The following is a 13,449-nucleotide window of genomic DNA, read 5'->3' as shown; positions in this document are numbered from 1 at the left end:
TATAGGATTTATTAATTACTGAAATAAGCTCTTACATTCTTTCCTTCCACCCAATTCATATACGCTCTATTCACAGTTTTATTACCACCTGGAGTAGGATAATCACCCGAGAAATACCAATCACCTTTGTGATTTGGACATGCTACATGTAAATTATCTAAAGTTTGGAAAATAACTTCCAGATCAGCTTTGAGATTGTGTGGTTTTACTATAAGTGCTATCTCTTTTGAAATTTCTTCATCCGTAAAAGGCTCATAGATTGCTTTCACATAATTTTCTACTTCATCCTTTGGTAATGTAATTGAAGCTAAACATTTTTGATAAACCTCATCAATAACATGCGACATACCATTTTTCTTCAATAAATTGATAGCCGCTTCAAAAGCCACAAACTCACCCATACGCGACATATCAATACCATAACAATCTGGATATCTAATTTGCGGAGCAGAAGAAACAATTATGATTTTTTTCGGATTAAGACGATCTAAAATTGTCAAAATAGATTGTTTCAATGTCGTACCTCGCACGATTGAGTCGTCGATAGCCACAATAGTATCTTCATGATCACGTACAATACCATACGTAGTATCATATACGTGCTGCACCATATCCTGACGATCCGCATCCTGTGTAATGAAAGTACGTAACTTTGCATCTTTGATGTTCAATTTCTCAAATCGAGGATGTAAACTTAAGATTTCGTTTAATTCTTCGTCAGAAATCTTTTCATCACGATTCAAAAGAACTTCTTTTTGATAATCACGCACATATTTATTCATTCCTTCCATCATCCCGTAGTAAGAAACTTCAGCTGTATTAGGAATAAATGAAAATACGGTGTTTTTTATGTCGTTATTGATAAGTTCTAAAACTTGAGGGCATAATAATTTACCCAATTGTTTACGTTCTTGATAAATATCCGCGTCTGATCCACGAGAAAAATAGATACGTTCGAACGAACAAGATTTTTGTTCAGTCGGTTGTCTGAACATCTCTTCCGTTACTGTACCATCTTTTTTCGCGATAAGCGCATGACCAGGTTTGATTTCTTTTACTGCTTTCAAAGGAATATTAAATGCCGTTTGAATTACAGGACGTTCTGAAGCTACCACCAACACCTCATCATCTTGATAATAGAACGCTGGACGAATACCAGATGGATCCCGCATAACAAAGGCATCACCATGTCCCATAATACCTGCGATAGTATACCCCCCATCCCATGTCTTAGCTGATCGCGTCAAAATCTTAGCTACATCAAGATTTTTAGCGATTTGAGAAGAAATCTCTACGTTAGAGTAGCCTTCTTTTTTGAATTGATCAAATAGTTCTTGATTTTCATCGTCTAAGAAGTGACCTATTTTCTCTAATACGGTAACCGTATCCGCTTGTTCTTTAGGATGTTGACCAAGATCATACAATTGTTGCAATAATTCATCCACATTAGTCATGTTGAAGTTACCAGCAACCACCAGATTTCTAGTCATCCAATTATTTTGACGAAGAAAAGGGTGGCAACTTTCAATACTATTTTTACCGTGCGTACCATAGCGCAAGTGCCCTAATAATACTTCACCTGTAAAACTAACATTGTCTTTCAACCATTGGGTATCTTTCGATTCGGCAGGATAAGCTTTTTGAACGGCAGCAAATTTCTTCTGAACGTACTCAAAAATATCGGCTACAGCGGTAGATCCCATTGCGCGATAGCGGCTGATGTACCTATTTCCAGGTTTTACATCAAATTTGATTGTAGCAATACCCGCACCATCTTGACCACGGTTATGTTGTTTCTCCATAAGAAGATACAATTTGTTGATTCCGTAGTAAGGCGTACCATATTTTTCTTGATAATATGAGAGGGGTTTTAATAATCTGATCAGTGCGATACCACACTCGTGTTTTATAGCGTCACTCATAGTTTGAATTGATGATGCAAAGGTACAAAAATTACAAACTCCAACTACTACAACGATTATTTTTATAGCAAAAAAATTACTCGGCCCTAACCAAGGCCGAGTAAAACATAATTTAGATAATATTAAGGAGGGATTCTTTATTCTATATTAATAACTTAATTAAGATTTCTAATTATAATTTTTCACCATGTTGTGAGATATCAAGACCAATTTCTTCGTCTTCTTCTTTCACACGAATTGGAGATATAGTATCTACTACTTTTAATAAGATGAAAGCAAGTACTAATGTAAATACGATTGCACCTACCAAGCCAATTAAGTGTGCTACGAACAAACCTGTCTCACCATAGTATAAACCGTTTGTAGAAACAGCACCGTTGATTGAGCTATGTGCGAAAACACCTGTCAAAATCATACCTACCATACCACCAACACCGTGACTTGGGAATACATCTAATGTATCATCTAAGTTTGATTTAGTTCTCCAAGCGATACATAATCTACTGATAACCGCAGCTACAGCACCTATAATCAAGGAATGAGGCACCGTTACGAATCCAGCCGCTGGTGTAATTGCTACAAGACCTACTACCACACCGATACACACTCCCATTGCTGATGGCTTAATACCTTTAGCTGCATCGAAGAAAATGTAAGTTAATGCTGCAGCACCTGATGCTGTAGAAGTGGTTGCTAATGCTGTAGCAGCTAATTGTGAAGCACCGAAAGCTGACCCTGCATTGAAACCATACCAACCGAACCATAGTAAGCCTGTACCTAATAATACATAAGTGATACGTGCTGGAGTATGTTCTTTAAATTCTTTACCATGCTTCATGTAAATTGCTGCTGCCAAAGCTGTCAAACCTGCGGACATGTGTACTACAGTACCACCTGCGAAGTCTAAAACTCCTAATTGACACAACAACCCATCTGGATGCCATGTAGCATGCGCTAATGGAGCGTAGATAAAGATGAAGAATAAACAAATGAATAATACGTATGATGTAAATTTAATGCGCTCAGCTACAGCACCAGTGATAAGAGCTGGAGTAATAATTGCGAATTTCAACTGATACATCGCAAATAATGTAAATGGAATTGTTGGAGCTCCTGGCCAAGGTTCGCCATCTACAACACCATTAAACATAAAGAATGTTGTAGGATTTCCGATTACACCGCCAATAGATTCTCCGAAAACAAGCGAGAAACCGAATACTACCCATAATACAGCTACAACAGCCATACAGATAAAGCTCTGCAACATGGTAGAAATAACATTCTTTTTCTTAACCATACCACCATAAAAGTAAGCTAAACCAGGTGTCATGATCAAAACTAAACCCGTAGAAGCTAACATCCATGCAATATCACCTACATTATACTCGTAAGTTTTACTCGCATCGGGCACTCCAGGGAAGAATAAACACAAAATCACTAAAATTGCTATAACAATTAGTGGAGCTGGGGATTTTTTTTGATTAGTTTGCATATTATTTTTGGTTAATTTTCAATTCTAAACCAAAGTAAATGCAAAAATTTGACAAAAACAAAAGAAAAATTATTTTTTTATCATTTTTCAGTTAATAAAAATGTTAAAAATGATATTTAAGACCAAAATTTATGAAAATTAAACATCATTTTATGTCAAAATTTCACAACAATAGATAATTTTTGATTTATTAGTCGCAAAAATCTATCTTTATATATGAACGAACTATTTAATATCTTCAAAGTGGACAAATTTTTAGTGTCAGAAATCACTAATAACCCAAATAATCCGCATCAACACGATTATGAAGAATTAATTATTGTGTTAAAGGGCAGATTAAGTCATTTCATCGATTACAAAAACCAACAAATAGATGCTCCGTGTGTAGCATTTGTGACTAAAGGCAAAATTCACAAAATACAACCTGAACTAATAGATAATAAGTTTGAAGGATGGGCAATACGTTTCAAAAGCGAATTTATTCCCGAAATCACTTTTCAACTTTATAATTATTATCACGACAAAGCCAATTTTCAACTATCGGACAACAATGCTGCATCTCGTCTTCATATTTTATGTCAACTTATTTACGATGAACACAACAGCAAGGCTCCCGAATTGTCTATTATAAAAGAATTGTTATCTGCCTTATTGACTATTGTAGAAAGTGAACGAAAAAAAACATATGTAGACGATAAAAATCTCATAAATAATCAAAATACAACCTTCAAAACATTTCTCCAGATATTGGAAGAGAATTTTAGAAGACCTGAAGGCGTAAATTTTTATGCACAAAAATTATTTATGAGTAGTAAATCCTTAAATTCAATTACTCGACATATCTTACATCTTCCAGTTTCTGAGATTATAGAAACACGTAAACTTATTGAGGCGAAAAAACTTTTGTACAGCACCGATAAAAGTATCGCTGAGATAGGTTTTGAACTTGGATATCAAGATAAAGCATATTTCACTAATGTCTTTAAGAAGAAATCTGGACAAACTCCGTCAGAATTTCGAGAAGAGATGAAAAGCTTGCTTTCCTAAAATCACAACATTTTTTCCCAAAAGTTATACCTACAACTATTCATTTATATCGAAATTTGCATTAACTACTGAGGAAGTTATATGCAAGAAGAAATAAATAGAAAACAATTTTTAGCCGCTGCGGCAGCAGCTCCTCTATCCGGTGCTGCTCATAAACTTAGTAAATTACACAACTTTTCTACTCAATTAGAAAACACCAGTAAAATGCCTGTCCTTTTCTTGGGTCATGGTAGTCCAATGAATGCGATTGAGGAAAATGAATTTGTTCAAGGATTTAGAAATATTGGTAAACAAATAGAAAAACCTAAAGCTATTTTAGTGGTATCTGCGCATTGGGAAACACGCGGCACTTATGTTACCGCAATGGATATGCCTCAAACAATTCATGATTTTGGTGGATTCCCGCAGGAACTATTTGATGTACAATATCCTGCACCAGGAAGTCCCGAACTCGCAAAATTAACTAAAGAAATTATTACTTCCACAGATGTCCACTTAGATGATAAATGGGGCCTAGATCACGGAGCATGGTCTGTTATCAAACATTTATATCCTGACGCTGATGTACCTGTGATACAAATGAGTATAGACTATACCCAACCTCCTATTTATCATTACAATTTGGCTAAAGAATTAACAGCATTACGTAGCAAGGGCGTATTGATAGTAGGAAGTGGAAACATAGTACACAACCTACGTATGGTAGCGTGGCAACATCTTAATAGTGCGGGATATGCTTACAACTGGGCGAAATACGCAGACGAAACCATGAAAAATTATATTCGCGAGGGAAACCACCACCCTTTGATTGAATATCATAAACAAGGCAAGGAGTTTGAATTAGCCATCCCTACTCCAGAGCATTATATTCCTATGCTATACGCATTAGGATTACAAGAGAAAAACGAAAATATTGACATTTTCAACGATCAAGCTATTGGAGGGTCATTAACAATGACTTCCTTCAAAATTGGTTAAAAAATATTCGAATCTATCTATCTTTAACATTACAGGTGCTTAACACAGATTAAGCACCTGTTTTTTTATTCTCACAACTTTCTTTTTAGTATATTTAAACTATAAACTTATATTATGAGAACATTGCTTTTCTTCCTTTCTCTGACAATTCTTTCCTGTCAACAAACTCCTAAATCATCCTTTAATTTAGTTTCCTCTTCTAGTTTAGATAGCACATTAATTAAGGAAAATACCCCTGTGAGCGCAATTGATACTAATAGAGCTAAAGAGTGGTTAAGGAATACGATTATTCAATTTTTTGATGGCAACAACACGGATATGCAATCCATTACAACATCGGAGTATTATGAATTCAAAATGGACGCAATGAACGTTGATTTGGACGTAGAAGGAAGTCTTACTGAAGTAGCATTCAAGAAAAAATGGAAAGATAAATTTAATCTTCAGCTACACCCTACACAGGTTGGTTTTTTGATATCTGGACAAGACTGGGGCAATATTCAAGTAGCTGAAATGATTACTAAAAATGTTGATGCTGAAAAGCAAACTATTACTTTTAAAACTCTAATTCGTGATGAAGAATTCAACGTGGAATATGATAGAGACATTGTCTTGATCGAACAAGATGGGCAATATCTGATTAAAGATGTCTTGGAATACGACTAAAAATAAGTTAACTTTATAGTAACTAAGTGATTAAACCATGAAGGACAATTTTTCAGTTTCACCTGCACAATATGCCAAATATAGACCGGACTATCCCCAAGCTATATTTGACTTTTTATACCCGCTGCTGAATGAAAAAGGTATTGCATGGGATTGCGGAACAGGCAATGGTCAATTGGCACAAGAGTTATCCAAAGATTTTGAACAAGTAGAGGCCACGGACATTAGCGAACAGCAACTGAAGTATGCTTTTCAGGCAGGCAACATTCGTTATTCTGCTCAGCCCGCTGAACAAACTACTTTTGCAGACGATTCCTTTGACCTTATTACTGTAGCACAAGCGGTACATTGGTTTGATGTAGATAAATTTAACGCAGAAGTCAAACGCGTAGGCAAGCCTAATAGTATTATTGCCATAATTGGCTACGGACTAAACAATATTACTCCAGAAATAGATGATATTATAAGGGAATTTTATAAAAATATTATTGGAGAATATTGGGATGGGGAAAATAAACATATCGAAAATAAGTATCAACAAATTCCATTTCCTTATAGAGAACTCGAAACTCCTGAAATAAACAACATCAAATTGTGGAAATTCGAACATCTTATCGGTTACCTCAATACCTGGTCTGCAGTTCAGCACTTTATCGACAAAAATAACTATAACCCCGTCTCACAAATTGAAGATGATTTGAGAGCAGCTTGGGGAAGTGTAGAAGTTCGTCGCGTAATTTTTCCTATCATCTTTCGTGTAGGACGTGTAAAATAGCTTTTAGTTGACTAAATCCATTATTTTACGTACTTTTGTAATCCATAATCATTTTGGGGTCGACCGGAATTGACAGGATAGCGATGGTTATGTAAGCATGCAGTGCGTTGTTAGTAGAGCACTTTAATCTGAACTTTCACACTTATAACTGGCGAAGAAAACTACGCCTTAGCTGCTTAAGTTAGACTTAACATAGCTATTTGTCCCGTTAAATCCTGTTCTTTGGTTTAACATTTGGGGCATCGAACAATAGAACTGGTCAGTGTGATTTTGCTAAGCACCGACGAGACTCAGCAAATACGGAGAACGGTATAGGTAAGCGACTCACCTTCCCTCTCCCGACAATCAAAGAGAAGCTAAGCATGTAGAAAGCGTAAATCATACTATGTTTGGACGAGGGTTCGAATCCCTCCGGCTCCACAAAACAACTTGAAATTCAATAATTTACAAGATTAACACCCAAAACTACACCCAGTTTTGGGTGTTGTTATATTAATACAATTCAAAATTATGTTGAAGAGTTTATTTAATAATATTCATTAATCGTATTTTGCTGTAACTCGCGAAAGGTGTATTAAAAGTTCGAGTCCTGCCACCCTGACAAAAGCCACTGATTATCAGTGGCTTTTGCTATTTTCGGACTTATTTCGGACAGAATATATTTGTTTCTCAGCTCAATATTAAGATAGAATAGGTTGTATAAAATCATGCGTGTCAAGCTTTTTTGGAGAATTTATAAAAAATCAAGTGGACTAGGGGTGCGCTTTTTATCAATATCGGTAATGTGTGTATAGATCATGGTTGTTTTTATGTGTTCATGACCGAGCAGTTCCTGAACAATTCGGACATCAATACCAGATTGAATTAAATGTGTAGCGTACGAATGACGTAATGTATGTACTGTGCCTTCTGTTTTTATTTTCGCATTAGCTAATGATTTTTTCAATACAAGTTGCACGCTACGTTCACTGTATCGATTTCCTTTTTCTCCTTCAAAAAGGTAGTTTGTAGGCTTATAAACCAAATAATAATCTCTTAAAATATCCAGTAATTTATCTGGTAAGGATACAATCCGGTCTTTGTTGCCTTTGCTTTGGTTGATTCGGATAATCTTTTCAGAAGATCGTATAACTTCTATCTTGAGGTTCAGCAATTCGCTTAGGCGTAAGCCACAGCTATAAATGGTCATTAATATCGCTCTATGCTTAATATTGTTGGTACTATCTATTAATTGTCGAATTTCTTCTTTGGAAAAGAATTTGGGCAGTTTAGAAAACGATCTTTTGGGATATAAGTAATCGAGCTGAACCTTTTGGTTAAGTGTCAATTCGTATAGCTTCTTAATAGCCCCAACTAAACCTTTCTGATAGGAAACACTGATCTGCTCTTTTTGAACTTTTTCATTGATGAAAGATTCTATAGCTCTCACAGGCACATCTTTTAAGGATGGATATTCATTGAGATGCTTCAAAAATAGGCTAGCATAGTCCATATATGACTTAATAGTATTCTTGGCATATCTCTGTGTATTCAATTTTGTTTGAAATATTTTCAATATAACTTCGCTTTCCATATTTACAATGGGGACTTTATGCCATCCCAGGCAATGAATGGGAAGGTGTATCCGCAAGAGGCGGTGCAGCCGCTTCGGAATGGATCCGTACCTGGTCGGGACCCAATGAGCCAAAATACTGGAAAGAAATCTACGACAATCTTTACAAACAGTTTAATCCTACCGCTTTCAGTGCGAAGAAATGGGCTAAACAGGCCAAGGATATGGGTGCCAAATACATGATTTTCACAACTAAACATCATGATGGTTATGCCCTATGGCCAACGAAATATTCCTCCTACAACATCAGCAACTCTCCTTATAAAAAAGATATCGTAAAAGAAGTGGTGGATGCCTATAACGCTGAAGGCATTGATGTATACCTATATTTCTCTATTTTGGAATGGAACAATCCGGATTACCTATCCAAAGCTCCTGAAACAGAAGAGGAGAAAAAAAAATATAATAGGTTTCTTCAATATACTAAGAACCAATTATTGGAACTTCTCCAGAATTATCCGACCATCAAAGGATTTTGGTTTGATGGTACTTGGGATAAATCATGGGTTCAGGCCTATGAATTCACGTACAACCTGGAAAAAGAATTGCGTGAAAAACATCCAGGTCTGATCATTTGATCAAGGTTCAGAAATGATGAACACGGAAAGCGCCATTTTGATAGCAATGGAGATATCCTCCGAGATTACGAACAAGGTTGGGAAAGAAAATTACCTCAGGAATACGAATGGTTGGATGGTAATGATTGGGATGCCGTAATGACCATACCACCTAATGGATGGGGATACATGAAAGATTGGTCTGGAATCTATACCAAAACAACGGATGATATTTTGGATATGCTGATGCATACCGTTTCGTTGAATGGAAATTTTGTGCTCAATTTTGGTCCCGATGGAAAAGGATCGATGCACCCTGGAGAAGATAAAATCGCAAAGGAACTTGGCGATTGGATGAAAGTAAATGGCGAGGCAGTTCATGGCGTAAGGCACGCGGATCTTCCAAAAACTAAGATGGGATATTTGACCCAGAAGGATTCAACCCTTTATCTAACAGTATTTAATAGGCCGGTAAATAATTTGGCTAGGTTAGCATTCCCTAAAAAATCTACTGCATTACCGATTAGTGCTAAGTTATTATTGAATAATAAAGAATTAACAATCAAACATGCTGATATCGGTTTGAATTTGGATAAGAACACCTACTTTGATATTGTGCTACCGAAAGATTTCCAAACAGATCGCGCCTTTGTTATAAAAATTAAACTCGGACAACCTAAAATAAAATCTGATAAATTGATGGATGCAAAGATGTAAGTAGACTTAAATCTCTCATCCTATACGTTATTGCGAAAGTTTTCCCGTCATTGCGAGGAGGTACGACGAAGCAATCTTTACACTAATCGAAAGATTGCTTCGTTCCTCGCAATGACGGGATGTTACTTCGTTCCTCCCAATGACGGGATGTGCTTCGTACCTACAAATAACAGATAGTTTGCTTCAAGGTAAAAGTATAGTTTAAGTGACATGTAAGTGACCCTAATTAAATAATCAAATATATTGCTCTAAACTTAATACTAAGCAACTTTAATGATAAAATGCATTTATATAATTTAATATTTTAGGAAATTGTTACAGATTATGTAATACATATTTCAGTCAAACGTTTGCGTGAATTTGGACAAACGTTTGCGTTGTTTAACCTTTATGTTATTATAAAAAAGAATATTATTATTGTTAGTAGCCTTAAGTCAAGGTGACCAATTTTGGTTTATTCCTTGATTTATTTTAAACCAGATTATTAGGAATTAATAACCAAATACCATTAATAAAAGAACCAAAAAAATCAATAAGAAATAATTTAACCGAAACACTTTTTATATTAAAATTATGAACAAACATCTACATCAAAACTTCGTCGAATAAACGAATAACATCCTAGCATTGGCCTAAAATAACCTGGTCAATAACATTCATTTTTATTAACAAAATTTAAACTGGAAATAATGGTAAAAACTTCCATAAGTCTTTCTATTGCTTTATGTTTATCCTTTGGTGGCCTCCAATTGAATACTGCGCACGCGAAAACATTTGGAGAATCTTCCTTAAAAGGATATCGCATTCCATTTGTCAAATCCCAAGTTGACACTTCGGAGTATAATGCAAAAACAGACACCATAGGCCAAATGGTAAAGGCCTTACAAAAGTTCAAAAATGCTAAGGATACAATCAACATCCGCGAAGCATCTGCTGTTCCAAACCTATCCCTTCAACAAATTGCTAAAGGGCATCTTGCTGGTCTTTATGTACAAGAACCTAACGGTGAACCAGGAACAGAACAGAGCATGATCGTTCAAGGTCCCTCAGGAATCTTGTTCTCCAAAAAAGATGTGCATGCCCTTCAACCTGCCGTTTATCTAAATGGCGTTCCTTTAGTGGCCGACAACCCTTTCGCATTTGATGTTCAGAAATACGATTACAATCGGGTGGGACCGGCGAATAACCTATTAGCACAGATCAACATCAGTAACATCGAATCAGTGGTATTGGTGAAAGATCCCTTCGAATTGGCCAAGTTAGGACCAAATGCTGCGAATGGGGCTTTATACATCACTACAAAAAATGCCAAAGCTGGAATCCGTGATATCAGCTTGAACACTTATTTTGGCTATGCCACCGCACCGAAAGTAAATACCGTCAATGGGGTTTATGAAAATAACTTCAGAAGACCTTTCTACGAGAAATATGGTAATCAGCAACGTTATGATGATTACGCCTTGTATTTAAGGGATTCGACGAACACCGCCTACTTTGGCCCTTCCAATTGGAACGACCTATATTATAAAAACACCCCAACCTATTCAGCCGATCTAGGTATTACCGGAGGAAATGAAAGAGCGAATTTCCGTTTCTTCGGTTCCGGAACCAAAAATGCCGGAAATGCCGATGAGACAAACATCAATCGTTACAACGTGTTCTTCGGAATCAATATGGCACCATTCAAATGGTTAACCGTATCCAGTAACGTGAATGCTGTTCGTTTGGATAGAAACCGTAATAAAAGTCTTCGCGACCGTTTTGCAGAGACCCGTTATATTCCCGATCTATCAACTCCCCTTTCTCCAAACAAAGACAACTTTGGTCTTTATTTATACGAGAACAAGAAAAATGTGGATAATAACAGAACCACTTCCATCAATGGTAATTTGACCCTTAGTTCCAAATTGAACAGATTCTCGCTTCAATCGAGTTTATTCTTCGATTATAACGAAGGTATCCGCGATTACTTTACGCCGTCTACCCTAATGGATGGGGTAAGTTATATTTCCACCTATTTTGGTTATAACCAACGGATGATCTGGAACAATACGATCGGTTATGATTTTGACCTGGGTGATGACCATTCCTTAGATCTAGAAGTTGGCCATGTTTACCAAGGTGACACCTATAAGTATAACTATGCTAGAGCCTATAATGGACCTAACGATTACGTAAAATTGGTTTTTGTAGATCCGGGAGCTCAAGGAGATAGTTATTTGAATGCCTTGAATGCTGGGAATTTTTACGTTTTCCGCTACATCGACAAGGAACTTAACAATTTGCTTTCCATCTATGGTTCGGCAAAATACAGCTATAAGGACATCTTTAAATTAAACGCTATGGTACGTCGTGATGGTTCATCGAATGGGCAACCAGATAGCCGTTGGATGACTACGCCAGCTGTCAGCATGACCTATAACCTCAAAGATCAATTGTTCGCTGGAAGCAGTTTCTTCAATCAATTGGAGCTATCAACAGGTTGGGGAAGAAATGTACGTATCTTCTTAGATGATCGGTATGCAGCAGGACCTCAATATCGTTCGGAGAGTGGATGGTATGAAGAACCTACCATTCCAGGATATGGAGGTGTATTAGGGATCAACCGTCCTTATGAGAGTGGATTTATTGGCTATGGAATCAAACTTCCTTATGCCGATAGGACCAATATTTCCTTAGATGGAACTTTCTTGAACAACCGCATGAATGCCGCTATTTCTGTTTATAACAGAAATGATAAAAACCAATTGGTTGGTGTACCAGTGCCGTTGGAATCCGGTTATTCCGTAAATTATAAATCAGGCCTGGAAGTCAACAACAAAGGAATTGAATTCCTATTGAACGGACAGATCATCCAAAATCCTGAAAGCTTCAACTGGCGTTCATCCATCAATTTTAATTATAACAAGAACGAAGTCACGGCACTTCCGGATGGTTATAAGGAAATCATCAATGGTGACAACAGATTAGAAGTTGGAAAACCTGTTACCTCTTATTGGATCTATAAAAACCAAGGGATCTACAACACCGATGCAGATGTACCTGCAGGCCATACCTTCAATGGAATCCCATTATTTGCGGGTGATCCACAATGGGCTGATCTGAATAACGATAACCGCATCGATACCCGTGATAAAGTAATGGAAGGTAATCGATTACCTTCATTGATCGGAGGCTGGAGCAACACCTTTGCCTACAAGAACTTCGACTTGAATTTCCATTTCTTCTTCGCGACAGGCCATAAAATCCTTAACCAATACCAGGCAACTAAGTATGATTTCATCAAACGTGAAGCCAGTAACGATATCACTTCTGTAAAAGAAGTATCCTCATGGCAATCTTTTGAAAAAGAAAAAACATACCCAATCTACAATCCTTGGTCGGATGTAAATGCTTACCGTGTTGATCAGGATCTATTCCTGGAAGATGCTTCCTACTTGAAATTAAGATCTGTTACACTAGGTTATGATTTCAAAAACGCTTCTTTCTTGAACAGCTCATCCGGCAAATTCAGAAGAGTATACCTCTATGCAACGGCATTGAACGTATTGACTTTCACCAAATTCACTGGTGTTGATCCTGAATTGAGCAATTACAACGGTTTATACGATGGAGCAAACTTAACCATCCCAAGAACATTTGTATTGGGCCTTAAATTGGATTTATAGGATTAAAACGTGTAT

General features: G+C 36.6%; 8 protein-coding genes, 1 other RNA gene and 1 pseudogene. 7 read left to right on the top strand and 3 right to left on the bottom strand.

Annotated features, from left to right (window positions below; translation table 11 throughout):
* Positions 1–11: 11 nt before the first annotated feature.
* Positions 12–1,922: a class II glutamine amidotransferase gene (locus G5B32_RS10335; RefSeq protein ID WP_165291464.1), complete on the bottom strand. Its 1,911-nt coding sequence runs from the start codon at positions 1,920–1,922 to the stop codon at positions 12–14.
* Positions 1,923–2,094: 172 nt separating this feature from the next.
* Complete coding sequence (locus G5B32_RS10330; protein ID WP_165291463.1) at positions 2,095–3,414, bottom strand: ammonium transporter; 1,320 nt, start codon at positions 3,412–3,414, stop codon at positions 2,095–2,097.
* 216 nt (positions 3,415–3,630) lie between these two features.
* Between G5B32_RS10330 and G5B32_RS10325 the strand changes: the two genes are divergently transcribed.
* From G5B32_RS10325 to ssrA, 5 genes are all read left to right on the top strand, one after another.
* Complete coding sequence (locus G5B32_RS10325; protein WP_165291462.1) at positions 3,631–4,461, top strand: AraC family transcriptional regulator; 831 nt, start codon at positions 3,631–3,633, stop codon at positions 4,459–4,461.
* An 81-nt stretch (positions 4,462–4,542) separates the two neighbouring features.
* The gene (ygiD, locus tag G5B32_RS10320; protein WP_165291461.1) at positions 4,543–5,439 is read left to right on the top strand and encodes a 4,5-DOPA dioxygenase extradiol; all 897 of its coding nucleotides are present in this window, start codon (positions 4,543–4,545) and stop codon (positions 5,437–5,439) included.
* Positions 5,440–5,553: 114 nt separating this feature from the next.
* Positions 5,554–6,105 (top strand): hypothetical protein, encoded by a 552-nt coding sequence (locus G5B32_RS10315; protein ID WP_165291460.1) that lies wholly within the window; start codon positions 5,554–5,556, stop codon positions 6,103–6,105.
* A 37-nt stretch (positions 6,106–6,142) separates the two neighbouring features.
* Positions 6,143–6,880, top strand: coding sequence for a class I SAM-dependent methyltransferase (locus G5B32_RS10310; RefSeq protein WP_165291459.1), 738 nt, complete (start codon positions 6,143–6,145; stop codon positions 6,878–6,880).
* 55 nt (positions 6,881–6,935) lie between these two features.
* Positions 6,936–7,303, top strand: a transfer-messenger RNA (tmRNA) gene (gene ssrA, locus G5B32_RS10305).
* Between the two features lie 310 nt (positions 7,304–7,613).
* On the opposite strand, the gene G5B32_RS10300 is transcribed toward ssrA, so the two are convergent.
* A complete protein-coding gene (locus tag G5B32_RS10300) occupies positions 7,614–8,453 on the bottom strand; it encodes a tyrosine-type recombinase/integrase (protein WP_165291458.1) in 840 nt (279 codons plus the stop codon).
* Between the two features lie 23 nt (positions 8,454–8,476).
* Between G5B32_RS10300 and G5B32_RS10295 the strand changes: the two are divergent.
* Positions 8,477–9,766, top strand: a pseudogene (locus G5B32_RS10295) (alpha-L-fucosidase).
* Positions 9,767–10,455: 689 nt separating this feature from the next.
* On the top strand, positions 10,456–13,434 hold the full coding sequence (locus G5B32_RS10290; RefSeq protein ID WP_165291457.1) for a SusC/RagA family TonB-linked outer membrane protein: 2,979 nt from the start codon (positions 10,456–10,458) through the stop codon (positions 13,432–13,434).
* Positions 13,435–13,449: the final 15 nt, after the last annotated feature.

Origin of the sequence: Sphingobacterium sp. SGL-16 (assembly GCF_011043515.1) — a bacterium.
In the GTDB taxonomy this organism is placed as follows: Bacteria; Bacteroidota; Bacteroidia; order Sphingobacteriales; family Sphingobacteriaceae; genus Sphingobacterium; species Sphingobacterium litopenaei.
Note: the sequence above shows the minus strand (reverse complement) of the source record. Positions and strands in the feature narration are given on the sequence as shown.